Raw genomic sequence first — 20,975 nt, 5'->3', positions numbered from 1 at the left:
GTTTCAATGAGCTTATGCATGAACCCTTTGCAACGCCTGGCGAGCTGATCGACGGCATCCCATCAATGTCATGGTGCGACCCGCACAGTTTCATTCGCGGCCCGAGGGCAACTGTCCCTGTGTCGCGCTTCGGTCTGAGCCTAGAATGAGCATTCTTGCCAATGGGCTTCGGGGGCAGCATGCATATTTCATCGGGTCGCTGGGTGTACGGTTTATTCCTGGCCTTGCTGACCGCGTTGTTGTGGGGAATTCTGCCGATCAAACTCAAGCAAGTGCTGCTGGTGATGGACCCAGTGACAGTGACCTGGTTTCGCCTGATGGTGTCCGGCGGATGCCTGTTCATATATCTGGCGGCGACCAGACGCTTGCCGAGTCGCAAAGTCCTCGGCCCGCGCGGTGGCTGGTTGGTGTTGATGGCGGTACTCGGACTGGTCGGCAACTACGTGCTGTACCTGATGGGCCTGAACCTGCTCAGCGCCGGCACCGCACAACTGGTGGTGCAGATGGGCCCGATCATGTTGCTGATCGCCAGTCTGTTCGTGTTCAAGGAGCGTTTCAGCGTGGGGCAGGGGATTGGCCTGCTGGTGCTGCTGATCGGCTTTGCACTGTTCTTCAATCAGCGCCTGGGCGAGTTGCTCACCTCCCTGACCGATTACACCGCGGGTGTGCTGATGGTGCTGTTGGCGTCGACGGTCTGGACCTTCTATGCCTTGGGCCAGAAGCAGTTGCTCACGGTGTGGAATTCGTTGCAGGTGATGATGGTGATTTACCTGTTCTGCGCGCTGTTGCTGACGCCGTGGGTGCATCCGCTGGAAGCACTGCAACTGAGCCCGCTGCAAGGCTGGCTGCTGCTGGCGTGCTGCTTGAACACCCTGATCGCGTATGGCGCCTTCGCCGAAGCCCTGGCCCATTGGGAAGCGTCGCGGGTCAGCGCGACGCTGGCGATCACGCCGCTGGTGACCTTTGCCGCGGTGGCCGTGGCGGCCTGGTTATGGCCTGATTTTGTGCATGCCGAAACGATCAACGGTCTGGGTTATGGCGGGGCGGTGCTGGTGGTGCTCGGGTCGGCGCTGGTGGCGTTGGGGCCATCGTTGATCGCCGGGCTTCGTGCCAGAAAGATCAAAATGGCGGTTGAGTGATCGTTCCCACGTAGCGTGGGAAGGATCAGGGATAATCAGCCCTTGGCCCCTGCCTCCAGCATATTCTCCGGCCTCACCCACGCATCGAACTCTTCATTGGTCAGATACCCCAACTTCAACGCCGCCTCACGCAGTGTCAGCCCCTCGCTGTAGGCCTTCTTGGCAATCTCGGCTGATTTGTCGTAGCCGATGTGCGGGTTCAGCGCCGTCACCAGCATCAAGCCTCGTTCCAGATGCTCGGCCATTTTCTCGGCATCCGGTTCCAGGCCGGCGATGCAATGCTGCTGGAAGTTGCTGCAGCCGTCGCCCAGCAAGCGGATCGATTGCAGCAGGTTGTGGATGATCACCGGTTTGAACACGTTCAATTGCAGGTGCCCCTGACTGGCGGCAAAACCTATGGCGACGTCGTTACCCAACACCTGACAGGCCAGCATCGACAGGGCTTCGCACTGAGTCGGGTTGACCTTGCCGGGCATGATCGAGCTGCCCGGCTCGTTGGCCGGCAGTTTCACCTCGGCAAAACCGGCTCGTGGTCCGGAGCCCAGCACGCGCAGGTCGTTGGCGATTTTCATCAGGGTCACAGCGAGGGTTTTCAGGGCGCCGGACAGCGTGGTCAGTGGCTCATGACCGGCCAGTGCGGCGAATTTGTTCGGCGCGGTGACGAACGGCAGGCCGGAGAGGGCGGCCAGTTCGGCGGCGATCGCTTCGCCAAAACCGTGGGGTGAGTTCAACCCGGTGCCGACCGCGGTGCCGCCCTGGGCCAGTTCACAGACCGCCGGCAACGCGCTGCGGATTGCCCGCTCGGCGTAATCCAGTTGTGCGATGAACGCCGAGAGTTCCTGACCGAAGGTAATCGGCGTGGCGTCCATCATGTGGGTACGACCGGTCTTGACCAGTTTCATGTGCCGCGCGGACAGCTCCGCCAAGCCGCCGGACAACTCAGCGATCGCCGGCAGCAAATGCTGTTGCACCGCCTGAACCGTCGCGATGTGCATAGCCGTGGGGAAGCAGTCGTTGGAACTCTGGGAGCGGTTGACGTGATCGTTGGGGTGCACCGGGCTCTTGCCACCGCGCGGGTTGCCGGCCAGTTCGTTGGCGCGACCGGCGATCACTTCGTTGACGTTCATGTTGCTCTGGGTGCCGCTGCCGGTCTGCCAGACCACCAGCGGGAACTGGTCGTCATGTTGGCCGTCGAGCACTTCGTCGGCCGCTTGTTCGATCAGGCGGGCGATGTCGGCGGGCAGGTCGCCATTACGATCATTGACGCGTGCCGCGGCTTTCTTGATCAGGGCCAGGGCATGCAACACAGCCAGCGGCATGCGTTCGTTGCCAATGGCGAAATTAATCAGCGAGCGTTGCGTCTGAGCGCCCCAGTAAGCGTCATCCGGGACTTCCACCTGGCCCAGGCTGTCGGTTTCGATACGGCTCATCATGCACACTCCTGTAGGTCTGATAGCGCAGTTTAGGCTGTGATCGCCGGTCGTGGTTCCATCAGTCTGGAATTTGACCGTTCAACCCCTCAAAATCAGTCGCGACAAGGCTTGGGGTTGAGCGACACACTTTTTTAGGCGCAGAATGGGCGCCCTTGGGGTTATACCTCGCCTGCTAGAAAAGGAAACTCGATGACTCGTCTTCGTGCCATCTGTACCGCGGTTGCACTGGTTTGCGCCAGCGGCCAGGTTTTTGCCGATACCGCCAGCCACAACGCCAGTGCCGAAGCTTTCCTGACCCTGGCGCACGCTGACAAACTGGGCACTCCGGTGTACATGCAAGTGCAGCAAATGTTCGCTCAGCGCTTTGAACAGACCAAAGCCCCTGAGTCGAAAAAAGCCGTTCTGGAAACTTATCAGGCCAAGGCCAACGCAGCGCTGGACGCAGCCATTGGCTGGAACAAGCTGAAGCCGGACATGGTCAAGCTCTACACCACCAACTTCAGCGAATCCGAGCTCAAGGATCTGGTGGCGTTCTACCAGTCGCCACTGGGCAAGAAAGTCCTGGAAAAAATGCCGCAGCTGACTCAGCAATCGGCCCAGATGACTCAAGCCAAGCTGGAAAGCGCGGTGCCTGTGGTCAACAAACTGCTGGCAGACATGACTAACGAGCTGGATCCTAAAGCCGGCGCCGCTGCTCCTGCAGCCAAGAAAAAGCCTTAAGCGGAGCCGGGTATGACCATGCAACAACGCATCGAATCGACGCTGGGGCTGCTACAGCCCGAGCACCTGCAAGTGCTGGATGAAAGCCATATGCACAGCCGTGGGTTGCAGACCCACTTCAAGGCGGTGGTGGTCAGCCGGCAGTTCGAAGGGCTCAATCGCGTCAAGCGTCACCAGAAGGTGTACGGCACTTTGGGCGAACTGATGGGCGAGTTCCATGCGTTGGCGCTGCATACCTACACGCCGGAGGAATGGGCGCAGATCGATGCGGCTCCGGCCTCGCCGACCTGTGCTGGCGGCAGCAAGCATTAACCCTTGGTTTTTTGCTAGAATCCGCAACGCGCCGCTTACCCGGCGCGTTTTTTTTCGCATCCGGTTCACCCCTTACGAGGGTAGCCACCTGGAGAATCACCCATGACACAACAGATTGTCGTGGCGGCACTGTATAAGTTCGTCACCCTGGAAAATTACGTTGATCTGCGTGAGCCACTGCTGCAAGCGATGATCGACAACGGCATCAAAGGCACGCTGCTGATCGCCGAAGAAGGCATCAACGGCACCGTGTCCGGCAGCCGCGAAGGCATCGACGGGCTGATGGCCTGGCTCAAGAACGACCCGCGCATGGACGACATCGACCACAAAGAGTCGTACTGCGACGAACAGCCGTTCTACCGCACCAAAGTCAAACTCAAGAAAGAAATCGTCACCCTGGGCGTTGAGGGCGTGGACCCGAACAAAAAGGTCGGCACCTATGTGGATCCGCAGAACTGGAACGCGCTCATCAGCGATCCGGAAGTGCTGTTGATCGACACCCGTAATGACTACGAAGTCTCGATCGGCACCTTCGAAGGCGCCATCGATCCGAAGACCACCAGTTTTCGCGAATTCCCCGACTACATCAAAGCCAACTTCGACCCGGCCGTGCACAAGAAAGTCGCGATGTTCTGCACCGGTGGCATTCGCTGCGAGAAGGCGTCGAGCTACATGCTCAGCCAGGGTTTCGACGAGGTCTATCACCTCAAGGGCGGCATCCTGAAGTACCTCGAAGAGGTGCCGCAGGAAGAAACCAAATGGCAGGGCGACTGCTTCGTGTTCGATAACCGCGTGACCGTTCGTCACGATCTCAGCGAAGGCGACTACGATCAATGTCATGCCTGTCGTACGCCCGTCAGCGTTGAAGACCGCGCATCCGAGCACTATGTGGCCGGCATCAGTTGCCCGCATTGCTGGGATAAGCTGAGCGAGAAAACCCGTCGCAGTGCCATCGACCGGCAGAAGCAGATCGAACTGGCCAAGGCGCGCAACATGCCGCACCCGATCGGTTACAACTACAAGCAATCCGCTTCCGAGGCTTGAACCATGTCTGCACGCCTGCTCTATGTGATGGATCCGATGTGTTCCTGGTGCTGGGGCTTCGCTCCGGTGGCCAAAGCGCTGGTTGAGCAGGCGCAGGCGGCGGGTGTGGAGTTGCATCTGGTGGTGGGTGGTTTGCGCACCGGCAGTGGCGCGGCGCTGGAGCCGACCACCCGGCGCTATATTCTTGAGCACTGGCAGGCGGTTCACGAGGCCACCGGCCAGCCGTTCAAGTTTGAAGGCGCGTTGCCCGACGGGTTTGTCTACGACACCGAGCCTGCCTGTCGGGCGCTGGTGACTGCGCGCAGCCTGGCGCCGGATTGCGCCTGGACACTGCTCGGGCTGATCCAGCATGCGTTCTATGCTGAAGGTCGCGACGTTACCCGTGCCAGCGTGTTGGTGGAACTGGCGGAGCAGGCCGGTTTGCCACGCATCGAATTTGCCGCAGCCTTCGATCGTGCCGATCAGCACGCTGCGACCGCCGCCGATTTCACTTGGGTCCAGGACCTGGGTATTGCCGGTTTTCCGACCTTGCTGGCAGAGCGCAATGGTCAATTGGCGCTGCTGACCAATGGCTATCAGCCCTTGAGCGAGTTGTCACCGTTGCTCGGCCGCTGGCTGGAGCGCGCTGCCTGTGCATGATCTGCCCGATGATGCAGCAGCTCCCAAACGTGTCGATCGGCTGAGCTGGGCGGAAGTCCGCCGCCTGGCCCTACACCATAAAAAATCCCTGTGGATTGCCAACGGCGTTGCGGTATTGGCAACGCTGTGCAGCGTGCCGATCCCGTTGCTGTTGCCGTTGCTGGTGGATGAAGTGCTGCTGGGGCATGGTGACGTTGCGCTGAAAATCATGAACCACGCGCTGCCCGACGTCTGGCAGAAAGCCGCGGGTTATATCGGCCTGATGCTGCTGGTGACCCTGGCGCTGCGTTGCGCCGCGTTGTTGTTCAACGTGGTGCAGGCGAAATTGTTTGCGGCGCTGGCCAAGGACATCGTGTATCGGATTCGGGTGCGGTTGATCGACCGGCTCAAGCGCATCTCGCTGGGCGAATACGAAAGCCTGGGCAGTGGCACGGTGACCACGCATCTGGTCACCGACCTGGACACGCTGGACAAATTCGTCGGCGAAACCCTCAGTCGTTTCCTCGTGGCGATGCTGACACTGGTGGGCACCGCATCGATCCTGATGTGGATGCACTGGAAACTCGCGCTGCTGATTCTGCTGTTCAACCCGCTGGTGATCTACGCCACGGTGCAGTTGGGCAAGCGGGTCAAACATCTGAAGAAGCTCGAGAACGACAGCACCTCACGCTTCACCCAAGCCTTGACCGAAACCCTGGACGCCATCCAGGAAGTGCGTGCCGGTAATCGTCAGGGTTTTTTCCTCGGACGGTTGGGGCAGCGAGCGCGGGAAGTGCGCGATTACGCGGTGAGCTCGCAGTGGAAAACCGATGCATCGAATCGGGCCAGCGGTTTGCTGTTCCAGTTCGGCATCGATATTTTCCGCGCCGCGGCCATGCTCACCGTGCTGTTTTCCGACCTGTCCATCGGCCAGATGCTGGCGGTGTTCAGCTACCTGTGGTTCATGATCGGTCCGGTGGAACAGCTGCTCAATCTGCAGTACGCCTTTTATGCCGCTGGTGGTGCGCTGTCGCGGATCAACGAGTTGCTGGCCCGTGCCGACGAGCCGCAATACACCGGCAGCGTCGACCCGTTTCAGGGGCGCGACACGGTGGGCATCGAAGTTCAGGGACTGAGTTTCGGCTACGGCGACGAGTTGGTGCTGAACCAAATGAACCTGTCGATTGCCCCCGGTGAAAAAGTCGCGATTGTCGGCGCCAGCGGTGGAGGCAAAAGTACTCTGGTGCAGTTGCTGCTGGGCTTGTACACGCCGCTGGCCGGGACTATCCGTTTCGGTGGTTCGACTCAGCAAGAAATCGGCCTGGAAACCGTGCGCGAAAATGTCGCCGTGGTCCTGCAACATCCCGCCCTGTTCAACGACACCGTACGCGCCAACCTGACCATGGGCCGCGAACGCAGTGACGAGGCCTGCTGGCAGGCACTGGAAATTGCTCAGTTGCAACACACTGTGCGTGAACTGCCCAATGGCCTGGACAGTATCGTCGGGCGATCCGGCGTGCGTTTATCCGGCGGGCAGCGTCAACGCCTGGCGATTGCCCGAATGGTGTTGGCCGAGCCCAAAGTGGTGATCCTCGACGAAGCCACGTCCGCGCTGGACGCGGCCACTGAGTACAACCTGCACCAGGCGCTGGCGCGGTTCTTGAGCCACCGCACCACGTTGATCATTGCGCATCGATTGTCGGCCGTGAAGCAGGCCGATCGGGTGCTGGTGTTCGATGGCGGGCAGGTTGCCGAGGATGGCGACCATCAGCAGTTGATTGCCGATGGTGGTTTGTACGCCAAGCTGTATGGGCATTTGCAGCAGCACTGATAAAGTCGCGAAGTCATTTCCAGGTCACTTGCAGTGCACCAGGGCTACCGTCATAACCAAATTGCTTCATGACGACGGCGCATGAGTCGCAAGGCGCCATAGTGGTGGCTATCGTGATGGAATCAAGATCTTTAGGGTCAGGGTATTTGGTTCGTATGACGCTGATGAGCTTGCTTTCGGTGTCCAGCGAAGTGGGGCGAGATGTGAGCGCAGGCGTGTACGTCTCAATATTGTCGATGGTGTGGGGGATCGCCTGTAGCTTGCCTTGGGGAGTTACGCTAAGTGCCGTCTCCGGGAAGCGCATTCCATTATCTATATTGAAGTAACTCGTACTGCCGACTTTTACTTCATCCATATTTCTGTTTTTGGCAAACAACGGCAAAAAGCCGGTGTCACGCTTGCTACCGGATACGCTGACATACACTTCACGCACCCCTGCCTTGGTCTTGATTTCGACGAACGCAATGTTCCTGGGGTTGTGCAAAGGCCGACCGGTTTTTTGCCTGATAAGTTCTTGTAGTTGCCGCATTGTGTCATCGATTTTTAATGCCTTGGGTCCGCCCTGAACCGACGACTCCAAGGTTATGACGGTTTTCTGAAACAGTGTGTTGAAAACCTCCGCAGTCGTATCCCGCACGCTGTCCGGCGTAGCCTTGGACAAGGACCAGGTCGCGGCGCCATCGGTGGAGTTCCTGATGATCATTCTTGTGGAGTGATCGAACAGGGCCGCTTCTGCTGGGCTGGTATCGACCTTGAGCAATCTGAGCGTATCGGGCGGATTGGCATGGCTACCGATCGAAATGGCAATTTCATCCATGGCTCTCAATGCGCGCTCCACCGCTTCCTGGCCATGGATTCTTACCATGTTATTGGAGTTCAGTGAGCCGGTGTACACCACCATTAACTCTTTCCTCAGTTCGTCAGGAAGGGTGTCGGCTTTTCTGAAGGTCAGGAGGTCTTTAACGCTTTGGCCCTTTGCGCGCGAGGTAACGTAAAAGTCTCCCGCGCTCAGCCGCGTGAACACATAATGTTTTGAGCCGTCGATTGACTCTACGATAGTTGCGCCCACGCGAAATTTATCGACGAGTTTTTGCCCGGATACGGGAACGCTGACCATGACCCGCCCATACATCCCTTTCTGAAACTCCAGTACGGCCTTGAGGGATGAATTGGCAGCTATTGAGGACACTTGCATCGGTGTCCTGCCTGTTGCGGGGGTGTAAATGGCGTCTCCGAACCAGGGGGCCCAGCCTTTGGTTTCATCGAAAGTAGCGATAGCAGGGGTAGGAGCCGGGTCGCGAGTGACGTAGCTTGTTTGACACAGCTCGGGACCAGGGGCGCGACGTACCCGGCAAGGCAAGGATCTGAACATTGCCTGATCATCAATCAAGTCGGCACGGCGCAGTTGGTTGCCGTCCAGACGATAGGGAATGTCATCAACGAACAGCGTGGTTCGACCATCGACCTCAAGTACTTCACGGACATGGGCGTCTTTCGGAAGTTCTACCAGGACGTGGGATTCGGTAGGAGATAACGTTTTGAAGGTTGACCGGCCCTGTACGAGGTTTTTGCTGTGATTGTGCAGGCGGGGGCCGTAGGGCAAGGATGTCACTGGATCGACGGGGTGGAATCGGGTCAGGTCCGATGGGCTGGTATTGCGCACAAGTACATCATCGACACCGTTGACCGTTGCCAGTCGATCACCGCTTGCCAGCGGCTTCCAGCGCCCCGGATCGGTTGTCTGGGGCAGGTTGTGCACCAGTCGGTAGCTGTCGGCGTGTCCTGTCAGTTTCTTGAACCCGCTAACACCAATGCGTCCCGCCGTATGCAGTCCTTTCCACGCACCGCTTCCCAGTGTCTTGAGTAGTGTCGGGACCCCATCCAGCGGATTGAGGTTGCTCAGGGAAGCGGTCAGGAGTTTTCGGGTCAATGTTGAAAAGGAAGGCAGACTTGCTTTGACGGTCATTTGCGAGGCTTTGGCGCCCGCCTTGATCAGCCGCACCGAACCTGACATGAATTTCCCGACAGGGGTGAGGAATGAAGCCAGGTCCAGCACGACTCCGGCTACGCCTATGAGTATCTGCTCAATTTTGCCCGACAAAATGTCCTCGATACTGCCCCAGAAGGGTACAAGCCCTTTGGCTATTTCCAGGGTCGTACTGATCCTTTGTTCGCTTCTGGTCCTGATGGTGTCGAATGCCGTCACGCCGCGAGACTGGGTACGCAACAGCTGTTCGTCGACGAACAGGAAGTTCGTTGCAATGTAGTGGGCCACTGCATTCAAACGGGAGGATGCCAGCGCTGTTACTTCGCTATCGTTAACGGCTGCGATTGGCGATACAACTGTGGGCACGTCGCCTACCACGCCGAGGATCGCCACGCAGTACGCTCTGTCAGCAGGCTGCGTGCCATTTAAGTGAGCGGCCCAATCGAGAAGCAGCGTAGTGCTGATTTCAGGAGTATATGTTTGTCCGGGGATCGAGGCGTGCAATGGAAACGTGGTGCGAACCCCGTTGACTGTTGAAACTCTCAGGTGGGGTCGACGACGAATGACGCCAGCACTCGGGATCAGTTCGTAATAGGTAATTTCATGATTGTGGGTCACCTGTAGAACGAAACCTTTTCTTGGCCGGATGTCTCCCCTTGCCTTGATGAGTTTTTCGTCCAGGTGCAGGCTCAGCAAGCGGACGTCACCCCGTTCAAGGGCCTGGCGGTCGGTCAGTGGCAGTGAGGTCAGCAAACTGGCGATCAGGGGCTGATAGGCCGTCCTGATTTTCGAGAGGTAGTTTGTGAAGTCTGTTTCAAACTGCGTGTTGATATCGGGCAACGTCTTGCCTCCGTATCTGGTAATCACACGCCTTTCGATCCCCTCATGATCCTTGCGAAAGAGTTCCTCATGACGCAGGATTCGCTTGTCGTCGATCTTGATCCAGTGACGGGTTCGTGTTTTTCCGTCGGACCGGGTTACAAACCATTTTCTCTTGTCATCGAATTGGCCGTCGGCATAGACATCCAGGAATGCATAGCCTGGCAGCTTCAATGAGGGCGTGTCTTTGGGGCCGCCGCTCGGTGGATCATCGCGCAGCAACTTGAGCCCGTCCGATTCGAACATGGCCTCGCCAAACAGATCATCCTTTACCCGTTTGGCCATCTTCAATCTTTCAGGGGGTGGCAAGTCCAGTGCCATAATGGCGTTGTTCAGGCTCTTGCTGTGGCTTTCCAGCGCCGCCATCGCCCGCTTCATATCGTCCTCATCGTAATCGGATTTTGTTCGCGATTGAACGATGCCGCAGCAGACCGCCCATTCCAGTGCCGGCCCCATCCTCAGTCGAGTTATCTGCTCAAGTTGTTCGGGCGAGGCGTCGGCGCTCCGGCTCAGGGGCAAGTCGACGAGTTGTTGAAAGGACAGCGCTTGCAATCGATCAAGGCCGAGTTCATCTGCCAGCAGCACGCCGTGCATGAAGTTCACCCACACCACCGAACTTTTGTAAGGAAGGTCGGACGGGATATCGCGCACAGCGAAGTCCTTTGAGAGGCGGGTCTCGAACACCCGCGCGAGAAAGGCCGCCTCTTTTGCATCGGTCACCCGGTTGGTGCGCAGCAAGTGCTGTTCAAAATCGCTGCGCAGGGCCTGGTAGCTTTTGCCCCAGTGAGCCGTGTCTTGCCAGCGGAATCCGGCGACTTCCTGCGGCTCATCCGCTGACGGGGCTTGCAAGTAAAGGCATATGGCTTTGCATACGAGCTGATGGCGCACGGACGCCGAAGTTTGTTCGCCAGGGCCTGCGCCATACCACCTGAGCATCTTGAGCAGCCTGTCCCCCAGCTCTTTCGCTTCGACTGTGTTCAGTATTCGCTGGAGGAATACTGACGGCGTTGCTCGCAGTTGATCCATGGAGGTGGAAGCCAGTACCGAGGCGCCGAGATGACCGATTAACGAACGCTTGCCATTCAGGAAAGCCTTCACGATGTTGGTGATTTGAACATCGATGCGTTTTGCCTTGTAAGTGTCGATGGTCATGTGTTGCGCGAGGTTGGGGGCCCCGCGTTGAATAAGCTTGAACCCTCGTCGATCCTGGGCGGTGGTGCGCAGGCCGAAGTTTTCGATATCCGGGCCGTCGTCGAGTCCCAGAGCCTGTCTGGCGCGAAATTCTTCGTCTGCCGGTGACAGCGCCGGTTGATCGGGTGAAGGTGAAGACGTCTCTGTCATGTTGCACTCCTTTGAAAGGGATCCCGTAACGGATAGGGGGAGCCCGAAGTGCCCAGTAAACAGATCTCCAAACTGGCCTTGGCGGTATATATCTATATGGGGCGCACGTGTACGGCGTTGAGGTCGATCCTCTGCTTGCCGGTTTCGAGAACGCACCCTAGTCTAGCTGTAGCGATCACGTTGGATGATGATCTGGCGGTGCTAAAACAAGGGACCTCATGAATCAAGCGCGGACTCTCGGAACGCCACGGCTGTTGGGCATCGTCTGGCCATTTATTGCCGTTGTGTTGTTTCAGGCACTGTTGGGCGGCGTCAGTCTTTACGTTCTTTCAGCGGTTCGTGGCTACGTCGGCGGTGAGAGCCTGTGGTCCAAGGGCCAGAAAGACGCCATCTATTACCTCAATCTCTACGCCGACAGTCGCGACGAGACGATTTTTCTCAAATACCAGAACGCGATTGCCGTGCCTCAGGGCGGCCATGAGTTGCGTATGGCGCTGGATCATCAGCCACCGAATATCGAGGCCGCGCGGCTCGCGATTCTCAAGGGCGGCAATCACCCGGACGACGTCCCCAGCCTGATTTGGCTGTACCTCAATTTCCGGCATTTCAGTTACCTGGAAAAAGCCATCGAGCTCTGGACGATCGGTGACGCGTATCTGGTGCGGCTCGATGACGTCGCGCGGGAAATGCATCAGGGTATCGTCGATAACCAGGCCACCGATGCCGACATCAAGCGCTGGAAGGTGCAGATTTTGGCCATCAACGATGGTGTGACGCCCCCTGCCAAAGCGTTCAGCGATGCCTTGGGCGAGGGCTCGCGCATGATTCTCCGGCTGCTGCTGGCGACGAACCTCGCCACCGCGCTGGGCCTGATCGTGCTGGCGTTGCTGCGTACCCACAAACTGCTCGAACAGCGGCATGCCTTCGCCGATGCCTTGCAGTTGGAGAAAGACCGGGCGCAGATCACCCTGCAATCGATTGGCGACGGGGTGATCACCACCGACGTCGAGGGCGCGATTGCCTACATGAACCCGGCCGCCGAGGCCTTGACTCACTGGAAGGCCGAACAGGCGACGGGGTTGCCATTGGCGGCGCTGTTCAATCTGCTGGACGAGAACGCTCAGGCCGACGGTTTTACCTTGATCGAACACATTTTGAGCGGCCAGCTCAGCGGCGGCAGCGAACATTCCAAACTGATCCAGCGACTGGATGGCAGCACGGTTTCGGTCACCCTGGTCGGTGCGCCGATCCGTAACGCGGGCAAGGTCAGTGGCACCGTGCTGGTGCTGCATGACATGACCCAGGAGCGGCAGTACATCGCCAATCTGTCCTGGCAGGCGACCCATGACGCCTTGACCGGGCTGGCCAACCGCCGCGAATTCGAATATCGCCTGGAACAGGCCCTGCATGGCCTGATGCGACAAGCGGGACGTCACGCCTTGATGTTCCTCGATCTGGATCAATTCAAACTGGTCAACGACACCTGCGGTCATGCTGCCGGCGATGAGTTGTTGCGGCATATTTGTGCGTTGCTGCAATCAGGATTGCGCGAAGGCGACACCCTGGCCCGATTGGGTGGTGACGAGTTCGGCATTCTGTTGGAAAACTGTGCGCCGGAAGCGGCTGAGAAAATTGCCGAAGTCCTGCGCCAGACTGTGCAGAACCTGCATTTTGTCTGGAAAGGCCGACCGTTCGTGACCACGGTGAGCATTGGTCTGGTGCACGTCACTCAGAGTCCGGCCACCCTCGAGGCCTCGCTGCGAGCCGCTGATATGGCCTGTTACATGGCCAAGGAAAAGGGCCGCAACCGGGTTCAGGTCTATCACGCCGACGATTCGGAACTGTCCCTGCGCTTTGGCGAGATGGCCTGGGTGCAGCGCCTGCACATGGCGTTGGAGGAGGACCGTTTCTGCCTGTACTCCCAGGAAATCGCGCCTCTGGGCCTTGGCGAGCGAGACGGCGGACATATCGAAATCCTGCTGCGCCTGCATGACGAAGCCGGGCGCATGATTCTGCCGGACAGTTTCATTCCGGCCGCCGAGCGTTATGGTTTGATGACGTCGCTTGACCGCTGGGTGGTGCAGAACGTTTTCAAGGTCATTGCCCAGGCCATCGCCCAAGAGGGCGAAGAGCCCCTGGCCATGTGTGCGATAAATCTGTCAGGTATTACTATCGGAGATGAGGCGTTTCTGGACTTCCTTCGTGAACAGTTTGTTGCATATTCAATTCCGCCTGAAATGATTTGTTTTGAAATTACAGAAACCAGCGCGATTTCCAACTTGCCTAGCGCGATTAGATTTATTAATGAACTCAAAGGCTTAGGTTGCCACTTCTCATTAGATGACTTCTGCGCCGGTATGTCCTCATTCGCTTACTTGAAACATTTACCTGTAGACTTCCTGAAGATCGACGGGAGTTTCGTAAAGGATATGCTGGACGACCCGATTAACCGCGCCATGGTCGAAGTGATCAATCACATCGGGCATGTCATGGGTAAGCGTACGATTGCCGAGTTCGTTGAAACACCTCAGATCGAGCAGGCATTGCTGGAGATCGGGGTGGATTACGCTCAAGGGTATCTGATTGAACGCCCGCATCTGTTTACCTGCGACAGTTTACAAAGTCGTCCTGCCAGGCCCCGGCCTTTGTTATTCAAGGCGCCCGGCACGTTCCGTTGAAATCTCTTGTTGATCTGAAAATCACAATCAAAAGGAGCGCGACAGTGATCGACACATTCAACAGAACCGGACCCCTCATGGAAGCTGCAAGTTACCCCGCCTGGGCTCAGCAATTGATTCAGGATTGCAGTGAGAGCAAGCGCCGCGTCGTCGAACATGAACTGTACCAGCGGATGCGCGATAACAAGCTCAGCGCAAAAACCATGCGTCAGTACCTCATTGGTGGCTGGCCGGTGGTCGAACAGTTCGCCTTATACATGGCACAGAACCTGGCCAAGACCCGTTTTGCACGCCACCCCGGCGAAGACATGGCGCGTCGCTGGCTGATGCGCAATATTCGCGTCGAACTGAACCATGCCGATTACTGGGTGCACTGGAGCCGTGCTCACGGTATCAGCCTGGAAGATCTGCAGGCGCAACAGGTTGCCCCTGAACTTCACGCCTTGAGTCACTGGTGCTGGCACACCAGTTCGTCGGACTCGCTGATCGTGGCTATCGCCGCCACCAACTATGCCATCGAGGGTGCTACCGGGGAGTGGTCGGCGCTGGTCTGTTCCAGTGGTGTCTATGCGGCATCGTTCCCCGAGGAAGATCGCAAGCGGGCCATGAAGTGGTTGAAGATGCACGCCCAGTACGACGATGCCCATCCTTGGGAAGCGCTGGAAATCATCTGCACCCTGGCGGGGCTGAACCCGAGCAAATCCCTGCAAATGGAATTGCGTCAGGCAGTCTGCAAAAGTTACGACTACATGTACCTGTTCCTGGAGCGATGCATGCAGTTGGAACTGGCGGCAAAAGCCCCGGTAGTCCGTGAGCGGATGGCGTTGGCCGAGAGCTAAAAGACGCAGCCTACGGCAGCTCGTAGGAGCTGCCGTAGGCTGCGATCTCTTCAAAAATATCTACCCCGCCATCGCCAACCGGTTACGCCCCTCGCGCTTGGCCACATACAGCGCACTGTCGGCTCGTCGCAACAGGCTCTCGGCAGACTCGCCGGGCAGCAGGGTCGAGCAACCCAGGCTGACCGTCAGTTCGATGGTCTTGCCTTCGGCCACATAGTCCTGGGCCTGCGCAGCGAACCGCAGTCGTTCGCCGACCATGGCCGCGGCTTCCCGGCTGGTGTTGGACAGCAGGATCATGAATTCTTCGCCTCCAAACCGGAACACCATGTCCACGTTACGCAACTGGCTTTTGATCGAGGCCGCGACGGCCTTGAGCACTTCATCGCCGGCGCTGTGCCCGTAGGTGTCGTTGATCTGTTTGAAGTGATCGATGTCCAGCATCAGCAGCGACAGGGGCTGTGAGTGTCGGCGCGACATCTCGATTTCCCGTTGCAGCGTCTGATCCATCGCGATGCGATTGCCGGTGTCGGTCAGCGGGTCGCGCAAGGCGCTTTGGGTGGCGGCACGGTAGAGCAGGGCATTGCGCATCGGGTAGAGAAGCGCTGATAACAGCGATTCCAGATGGCCTTGCTCTTCATCGCTGAAACGCTGATTGCGACGGAACACCAGTTCACCCAATTGCTCGCCTTCATGACTGAGGCTGTAGCTGATCGAATGATGACCTCGCTGGCCGAACTGCAGGCGCAAGTCGCTGGGCTGATGCTCATAATTCAAGGCATCCAGCGGTACAAGGCGCTGAATTTCACGGAAGAAAAGTCCGAGAATGCGTTGCGGCTCAAGACTGGTTTGCAGTTGCAGGCCCAGCTCCTGACGCAACTGCGCAAGACTGACGGGCCGCTCCAGAAGGGGAGGCTGCTGACCAAAGCCCAGGCGTTGCAATTTGGCGCTGTCGAAGTCAATTGCGTTGGTCTGGGAAGGCGATTTCATATGGCGTGAGCCCCTAAACAGTAAGACTGTCTTACAGGCTGGGTGAGAGCGGCTTTGGGCTGCGCGTCATACTGGTCCATCAGTCCCGTAGGACATTTGGCACGAGTTTAGTCCGCTTTGCCGAAGATTAGTAACCTCTCGGCTCGAGCTCTGCCCCGTCTGCTTTCACACGGCGTGTCTGAGCAAAATTAGAGCGAAAGTCGTGCCATTCGGTTCAGTCGGTTAAAAAGCGTTCTAAATCAACAAGGTTTGGGAGGTTGCGAAGGATGGTGTCGGGGGTATTGGCATTTATTTGACTTGAAACAGCAACAGTTATCACGGGCTTTGCGTGCCGCGACGGGAAGTCGTCGCGGCACAAAAGCGACGCACGGGCATTACTGAGCGTCGAACGCCTGACCGTTGATGCCGGTACTGTCCGGCCCCATCAAGTAAAGGTAGACCGGCATGATCTCCTCGGGTGTCGGGTTGTTCAGCGGATTTTCCCCAGGGTAGGCCTGAGCGCGCATGCTGGTGCGGGTGGCGCCGGGGTTGATGCTGTTGGAGCGCACGGGGGCGACGGTGTCTACTTCGTCGGCCAGGGTTTGCATCAGGCCTTCGGTGGCGAACTTGGACACGCCGTAAGCGCCCCAATACGCACGACCCTTGCGACCGACGCTGCTGGAGGTGAACACCACCGAGGCGTCCTGCGATAGCTTGAGCAGCGGCAGCAGGGTGCTGGTGAGCATGAACATGGCGTTGACGTTGACCTGCATGACGCGCATGAAGTTCTCGCCGGACAACTGCTCGATCGGTGTGCGTGGGCCGATGATCGACGCGTTGTGAAGCAGGCCGTCGAGGTGGCCGAATTCGGTTTCGATCATGGCCGCCAGTTCATCGTATTGGTGGGGCAGGGCGGTTTCCAGGTTGAACGGGATCACCACCGGTTGTGGATGCCCGGCCGCTTCGATTTCGTCGTATACCTGAGTCAGATTGGCTTCGGTCTTGCCCAGCAGCAACACGGTGGCGCCATGAGCGGCGTAGGTTTTCGCGGCGGCAGCACCGATGCCTCGGCCAGCGCCGGTGACCAGGATGACCCGGTCCTTGAGCAATTCAGGACGGGCGGAATAATCAAACATAAAAAACCTCAACACAATTCAACAGGCAGGCATCGTATTTGTGGCGAGGGAGCAAGCTCCCTCGCCACAAAAGCCTCTGTAATCAGCAACTGCACAAAGCGCTATCCAGCACCAGGCGCAACTCCATTGGATGATCGACCACCACATCCGCGCCCCAATGCCGCGGGTTATCCTCCGGATGAATGTAGCCGTAGGTCACGGCGGCTGTTCTGGTGCCGGCATCGCGGCCGGATTCGATATCGCGCAGGTCATCGCCGACGAACAGCACGCTGGCCGGATCGAGGTCGAGCATCTTGCACGCCAGGATCAACGGCTCCGGGTCCGGTTTGCTGTTCTTCACATGATCCGGGCAGATCAGCAGCGCCGAACGCTCGGCCAGCCCCAATTGCTGCATGATCGGCTCGGCGAAGCGCAGCGGCTTGTTGGTGACCACGCCCCAGATCAGGTTGGCCTTCTCGATGTCGGCCAGCAATTCGCCCATGCCGTCGAAGAGCTTGCTGTGCACCGCGCAACCTTTGACATAGCGCTCCAGAAACTCCAGGCGCAGCTCCTCGAAGCCCGGCGATTCCGGGTCCATCGAGAAAGTCACTGCAACCATCGCCCTGGCGCCGCCGGAGATCTCGTCACGGATGTGCTTGTCGTTCATCGGCGGCAAACCGCGCTCGGCACGCATCGCCTGGCAGATGGCGATGAAGTCCGGCGCAGTGTCGAGCAGGGTGCCGTCCATGTCGAAAAGAACTGCTCTGATACGCATCGGCTTACTCCTCGCGCAGGGTCTGGATCATGTAGTTGACGTCGACATCGGATGCCAGTTTGTAGTGCTTGGTCAGCGGGTTGTAGGTCAGGCCGATGATGTCCTTGACGGTCAGGCCGGCCATGCGACTCCAGGCACCGAGCTCGGAAGGGCGGATGAATTTCTTGAAGTCGTGAGTGCCACGCGGCAGCAGCTTCATGATGTATTCGGCGCCGACGATGGCGAACAGATAGGCCTTCGGGTTGCGGTTGATGGTGGAGAAGAATACCTGGCCGCCAGGCTTGACCATGCGGAAGCAGGCGCGGATCACCGAGGACGGATCCGGAACGTGTTCAAGCATTTCCAGGCAGGTAACGACGTCGAACTGCTCAGGCATTTCTTCGGCCAGCGCTTCGGCGGTGATTTGCCGGTACTCGACGTTTACGCCGGATTCCAGTTGATGCAATTGCGCGACCGCCAGCGGCGCTTCGCCCATGTCGATGCCCATCACGGTGGCGCCGCGCTGGGCCATGGCTTCGCTGAGGATGCCGCCGCCGCAACCGACGTCGAGGACTTTCTTGCCGGCCAGATTGACGCGCTCGTCGATCCAGTTGACCCGCAGGGGGTTGATGTCGTGCAGCGGTTTGAACTCGCTTTCGCGGTCCCACCAGCGATGGGCCAGGGCTTCGAATTTGGCGATTTCGGCGTGGTCGACGTTGCTCATGGTGTCAGTCCTCTAAAACTTGAAAAATTCTGTTGCCCCGGTTTTGGTCCAGGGTGCTTACGATTCGGTGTGGCCGCTGATGCGCCTGCCCCAGGCCTTGGCGGTGGCGCACAGTTGCGCTTCATCCAGGCGGGTCAGGCGGCGGTCGTCGAGCAGTTGCTTGCCGGCGACCCAAAGGTGTTTCACGCAGTCGCGGCCAGTGGCATATATAAGTTGCGAAACCGGGTCGTAGACCGGTTGCTGCGCCAGGCCCGACAGGTCGAATGCGACGATGTCTGCCGCCTTGCCGACTTCCAGCGAACCGGTTTGCGCTTCGATTCCCAGCGCGCGGGCGCCATTGAGCGTGGCCATGCGCAGGGCGCGATGGGCGTCCAGCGCGGTGGCCGAGCCGGCGACAGCCTTGGCCAGCAATGCGGCGGTGCGGGTTTCACCGAGCAGGTCCAGGTCATTATTGCTGGCCGCGCCATCGGTGCCGACTGCCACATTCACCCCAGCCTGCCACAAGCGCTCGACCGGGCAGAAGCCACTGGCCAGCTTCAGGTTCGACTCCGGGCAATGAATCACATTGGTGTTACTTTCTACCAGCAGCGCCAGGTCTTCATCGCTGATCTGGGTCATGTGAACGGCCTGGAAGCGCGGCCCGAGCAGGCCCAGGCGGCCGAGGCGGGCCAGCGGGCGTTCGCCGCGCTGCTCCACCGACTGCTGCACTTCGAAGGCGGTTTCGTGGACATGCATGTGAATCGAGGCGTCCAGCTCTTCGGCGATCACCCGGATTTTTTCCAGGTTTTCGTCACCCACGGTGTACGGGGCATGGGGGCCGAAGGTGACTTTGATCCGTTCGTGATGCTTGAGATCGCCGAATAATTCGACGCCCTGACGAATGGCTTCATCCGCCGTGCTGGCGCCTGGAATCGGGAAATCGAGGATCGGAATGGCGATCTGGGCGCGAATGCCGCTGTTATGTACGCGTTCGCTGGCGACCTTCGGGAAGAAATACATGTCAGAGAAGCAGGTGATGCCACCTTTGATCTGCTCGGCGATGGCCAGGTCCGTGCCGTCGCGTACGAACGCCTCGTCGACCCATTTGGCTTCGGCCGGCCAGATGTGGTTTTCCAGCCAGGTCATAAGCGGCAGATCGTCGGCCAGGCCGCGGAACAGCGTCATTGCTGCATGCCCGTGGGCATTGATCAGGCCCGGGCTGAGCAGCATGCCCGGCAATTCGCGCACTTCGGCTGCGTTAAGCTTCAAGGCTGCTGCGCGTGGGCCGATAAACACGATACGACCGTCGCGGATACCCAGGGCATGCTCTTTAAGGACCACGCCAGCCGGTTCGACGGGTACCAGCCAGGTTGGCAGCAATAATAGGTCGAGCGCAGCGGTGGGGGTCGGCATCGAGAGTCGGTTCCAGTGCTTTTGTAAAGGATGGCGAAGTATACCCGAGCGTCTTCGCGGGGGGATCGCTATAATCGGCGGCTTTTGTTCATGAGTGCGGGGTGTGGGATGCGCGATCGACTGTTGGCTGCGGAGAAGGTGAAGGCCATCGATTGGCGTGATGGCGCACTGTACTTGCTGGATCAGCGTATTTTGCCGTTCGAGGAAACCTGGATCGCCTACACCAGCGCTGCGGGTGTGGCCGAAGCCATTCGCTCGATGGTGGTGCGCGGTGCGCCGGCTATTGGCATCAGTGCGGCCTATGGCGTGGTGCTGGCGGCCCGTACCCGTTTTGCCGAAGGTGGCGACTGGCAAGCGGCGCTGGAAGAGGATTTCGCGCTGCTGGCCGACTCCCGTCCGACCGCGGTCAATCTGTTCTGGGCCTTGGGTCGCATGCGTGAGCGGCTTGAGCGCCTGAGGGAGCACGCCGATCCGTTGTCGGTGCTGGAAGCCGAAGCCATCGCCATCCACGAAAGTGATCGCGAAGCCAACCTGACCATGGCCCAGTTGGGCGTCGACCTGATCCGCAAACATCAAGGCAACGCCCAGGCGATCCTTACGCATTGCAACACCGGTGCACTGGCCACCGGTGGTTTCGGCACGGCGCTGGGGGTGATTCGCGGGGCGTTCATCGAAGGCATGGTCGAGCGCGTCTACGCCGACGAAACCCGGCCATGGCTGCAAGGTTCGCGATTGACTGCGTGGGAATTGGCCAATGAGGGTATTCCGGTGACCCTCAATGTCGATTCCGCTGCCGCGCACATCATGAAAACCAAGGGTGTGACCTGGGTGATCGTCGGCGCCGACCGGATTACCGCCAATGGCGATGTGGCGAACAAGATCGGTACCTACCAGTTGGCGGTCAACGCCATGCACCACGGCGTGCGCTTCATGGTGGTGGCACCGAGTTCGACCATCGACATGAACCTGGCCAGTGGCGACGAGATTCCTATCGAAGAGCGTGATGGCCGCGAGTTGCTGGAAGTTGGCGGCAAGCGGGTGGGGGCAGATGTGGAAGCGTTCAACCCGGTTTTCGACGTGACCCCGGCCGACCTGATCGATGCGATCGTCACCGAAAAAGGCATCGTCGAGCGCCCGGACACCGCGAAAATGGCTCAATTGATGTGCCGCAAGCGTCTGCATTAAATCATTCAGGCTGCACGA

Annotated in this window: 16 protein-coding genes; 9 read left to right on the top strand and 7 right to left on the bottom strand. The window is 58.9% G+C overall.

Going from position 1 to position 20,975, the window contains the following annotated elements; all coding sequences use genetic code 11:
• The first annotated feature begins 179 nt into the window (after window positions 1-179).
• Window positions 180-1,139: a DMT family transporter gene (locus F475_RS24470; RefSeq protein WP_111454912.1), complete on the top strand. Its 960-nt coding sequence runs from the start codon at window positions 180-182 to the stop codon at window positions 1,137-1,139.
• A 35-nt stretch (window positions 1,140-1,174) separates the two neighbouring features.
• Here F475_RS24470 and F475_RS24465 read toward each other — a convergent pair whose 3' ends face one another.
• The gene (locus F475_RS24465; RefSeq protein WP_018929868.1) at window positions 1,175-2,569 is read right to left on the bottom strand and encodes a class II fumarate hydratase; all 1,395 of its coding nucleotides are present in this window, start codon (window positions 2,567-2,569) and stop codon (window positions 1,175-1,177) included.
• Between the two features lie 192 nt (window positions 2,570-2,761).
• On the opposite strand from F475_RS24465, the gene F475_RS24460 reads away from it, so the two are divergent.
• The 5 genes from F475_RS24460 to F475_RS24440 all read left to right on the top strand — a co-directional run bounded on the left by F475_RS24460 (window position 2,762) and on the right by F475_RS24440 (window position 7,097).
• Window positions 2,762-3,292 (top strand): DUF2059 domain-containing protein, encoded by a 531-nt coding sequence (locus F475_RS24460; protein ID WP_018929867.1) that lies wholly within the window; start codon window positions 2,762-2,764, stop codon window positions 3,290-3,292.
• A 12-nt stretch (window positions 3,293-3,304) separates the two neighbouring features.
• Window positions 3,305-3,604 (top strand): BolA family transcriptional regulator, encoded by a 300-nt coding sequence (locus F475_RS24455; RefSeq protein WP_007939900.1) that lies wholly within the window; start codon window positions 3,305-3,307, stop codon window positions 3,602-3,604.
• A 102-nt stretch (window positions 3,605-3,706) separates the two neighbouring features.
• Window positions 3,707-4,648 (top strand): rhodanese-related sulfurtransferase, encoded by a 942-nt coding sequence (locus F475_RS24450; protein WP_018929865.1) that lies wholly within the window; start codon window positions 3,707-3,709, stop codon window positions 4,646-4,648.
• A gap of 36 nt (window positions 4,649-4,684) precedes the next feature.
• Window positions 4,685-5,287 carry a DsbA family protein gene (locus F475_RS24445; RefSeq protein WP_172901241.1) on the top strand — a complete coding sequence of 201 codons (603 nt, stop codon included), beginning with the start codon at window positions 4,685-4,687 and terminating at the stop codon, window positions 5,285-5,287.
• A complete protein-coding gene (locus F475_RS24440) occupies window positions 5,280-7,097 on the top strand; it encodes an ABC transporter ATP-binding protein (RefSeq protein ID WP_111454901.1) in 1,818 nt (605 codons plus the stop codon). Before F475_RS24445 ends, F475_RS24440 begins: the two co-directional genes overlap by 8 nt.
• A gap of 13 nt (window positions 7,098-7,110) precedes the next feature.
• On the opposite strand, the gene F475_RS24435 is transcribed toward F475_RS24440, so the two are convergent.
• Entirely contained in the window at window positions 7,111-11,304 is a 4,194-nt protein-coding gene (locus F475_RS24435; RefSeq protein ID WP_111454900.1) for a deaminase domain-containing protein, read from the bottom strand.
• A 218-nt stretch (window positions 11,305-11,522) separates the two neighbouring features.
• On the opposite strand from F475_RS24435, the gene F475_RS24430 reads away from it, so the two are divergent.
• Window positions 11,523-13,982: an EAL domain-containing protein gene (locus tag F475_RS24430; RefSeq protein ID WP_111454899.1), complete on the top strand. Its 2,460-nt coding sequence runs from the start codon at window positions 11,523-11,525 to the stop codon at window positions 13,980-13,982.
• A gap of 77 nt (window positions 13,983-14,059) precedes the next feature.
• On the top strand, window positions 14,060-14,821 hold the full coding sequence (locus F475_RS24425) for a TenA family transcriptional regulator (RefSeq protein WP_218584820.1): 762 nt from the start codon (window positions 14,060-14,062) through the stop codon (window positions 14,819-14,821).
• A 60-nt stretch (window positions 14,822-14,881) separates the two neighbouring features.
• Here the strand turns inward: F475_RS24425 and F475_RS24420 are convergent, their stop codons facing one another.
• From F475_RS24420 to F475_RS24400, 5 genes are all read right to left on the bottom strand, one after another.
• Window positions 14,882-15,808: a GGDEF domain-containing protein gene (locus tag F475_RS24420; protein WP_018929860.1), complete on the bottom strand. Its 927-nt coding sequence runs from the start codon at window positions 15,806-15,808 to the stop codon at window positions 14,882-14,884.
• 374 nt (window positions 15,809-16,182) lie between these two features.
• Window positions 16,183-16,923, bottom strand: coding sequence for a YciK family oxidoreductase (locus F475_RS24415; RefSeq protein ID WP_007939907.1), 741 nt, complete (start codon window positions 16,921-16,923; stop codon window positions 16,183-16,185).
• An 82-nt stretch (window positions 16,924-17,005) separates the two neighbouring features.
• Entirely contained in the window at window positions 17,006-17,677 is a 672-nt protein-coding gene (gene mupP, locus F475_RS24410; protein WP_018929859.1) for an N-acetylmuramic acid 6-phosphate phosphatase MupP, read from the bottom strand.
• Window positions 17,678-17,681: 4 nt separating this feature from the next.
• The gene (gene ubiG / locus F475_RS24405; protein ID WP_018929858.1) at window positions 17,682-18,380 is read right to left on the bottom strand and encodes a bifunctional 2-polyprenyl-6-hydroxyphenol methylase/3-demethylubiquinol 3-O-methyltransferase UbiG; all 699 of its coding nucleotides are present in this window, start codon (window positions 18,378-18,380) and stop codon (window positions 17,682-17,684) included.
• A gap of 57 nt (window positions 18,381-18,437) precedes the next feature.
• Entirely contained in the window at window positions 18,438-19,772 is a 1,335-nt protein-coding gene (locus F475_RS24400; protein ID WP_086944625.1) for a TRZ/ATZ family hydrolase, read from the bottom strand.
• 108 nt (window positions 19,773-19,880) lie between these two features.
• Here F475_RS24400 and mtnA point away from each other — a divergent pair, with 108 nt between their 5' ends.
• Window positions 19,881-20,957 (top strand): S-methyl-5-thioribose-1-phosphate isomerase, encoded by a 1,077-nt coding sequence (gene mtnA, locus F475_RS24395; RefSeq protein WP_018929856.1) that lies wholly within the window; start codon window positions 19,881-19,883, stop codon window positions 20,955-20,957.
• Window positions 20,958-20,975: the final 18 nt, after the last annotated feature.

This window comes from Pseudomonas sp. URMO17WK12:I6 (assembly GCF_003253625.1).
Lineage (GTDB): Bacteria > Pseudomonadota > Gammaproteobacteria > Pseudomonadales > Pseudomonadaceae > Aquipseudomonas.
Note: the sequence above shows the minus strand (reverse complement) of the source record. Positions and strands in the feature narration are given on the sequence as shown.

What these genes read in the sequence shown, in the direction of transcription:
- F475_RS24425 (WP_218584820.1), top strand. Translation starts at nt 14,060, where the DNA reads ATGGAAGCTGCAAGTTACCCCGCCTGGGCTCAGCAATTGATTCAGGAT.
- mupP (WP_018929859.1), bottom strand. Translation starts at nt 17,677, where the DNA reads ATGCGTATCAGAGCAGTTCTTTTCGACATGGACGGCACCCTGCTCGAC.
- F475_RS24470 (WP_111454912.1), top strand. Translation starts at nt 180, where the DNA reads ATGCATATTTCATCGGGTCGCTGGGTGTACGGTTTATTCCTGGCCTTG.
- F475_RS24460 (WP_018929867.1), top strand. Translation starts at nt 2,762, where the DNA reads ATGACTCGTCTTCGTGCCATCTGTACCGCGGTTGCACTGGTTTGCGCC.
- F475_RS24445 (WP_172901241.1), top strand. Translation starts at nt 4,685, where the DNA reads ATGTGTTCCTGGTGCTGGGGCTTCGCTCCGGTGGCCAAAGCGCTGGTT.
- F475_RS24450 (WP_018929865.1), top strand. Translation starts at nt 3,707, where the DNA reads ATGACACAACAGATTGTCGTGGCGGCACTGTATAAGTTCGTCACCCTG.
- ubiG (WP_018929858.1), bottom strand. Translation starts at nt 18,380, where the DNA reads ATGAGCAACGTCGACCACGCCGAAATCGCCAAATTCGAAGCCCTGGCC.
- F475_RS24400 (WP_086944625.1), bottom strand. Translation starts at nt 19,772, where the DNA reads ATGCCGACCCCCACCGCTGCGCTCGACCTATTATTGCTGCCAACCTGG.
- F475_RS24430 (WP_111454899.1), top strand. Translation starts at nt 11,523, where the DNA reads ATGAATCAAGCGCGGACTCTCGGAACGCCACGGCTGTTGGGCATCGTC.
- mtnA (WP_018929856.1), top strand. Translation starts at nt 19,881, where the DNA reads ATGCGCGATCGACTGTTGGCTGCGGAGAAGGTGAAGGCCATCGATTGG.
- F475_RS24455 (WP_007939900.1), top strand. Translation starts at nt 3,305, where the DNA reads ATGACCATGCAACAACGCATCGAATCGACGCTGGGGCTGCTACAGCCC.
- F475_RS24420 (WP_018929860.1), bottom strand. Translation starts at nt 15,808, where the DNA reads ATGAAATCGCCTTCCCAGACCAACGCAATTGACTTCGACAGCGCCAAA.
- F475_RS24435 (WP_111454900.1), bottom strand. Translation starts at nt 11,304, where the DNA reads ATGACAGAGACGTCTTCACCTTCACCCGATCAACCGGCGCTGTCACCG.
- F475_RS24415 (WP_007939907.1), bottom strand. Translation starts at nt 16,923, where the DNA reads ATGTTTGATTATTCCGCCCGTCCTGAATTGCTCAAGGACCGGGTCATC.
- F475_RS24465 (WP_018929868.1), bottom strand. Translation starts at nt 2,569, where the DNA reads ATGAGCCGTATCGAAACCGACAGCCTGGGCCAGGTGGAAGTCCCGGAT.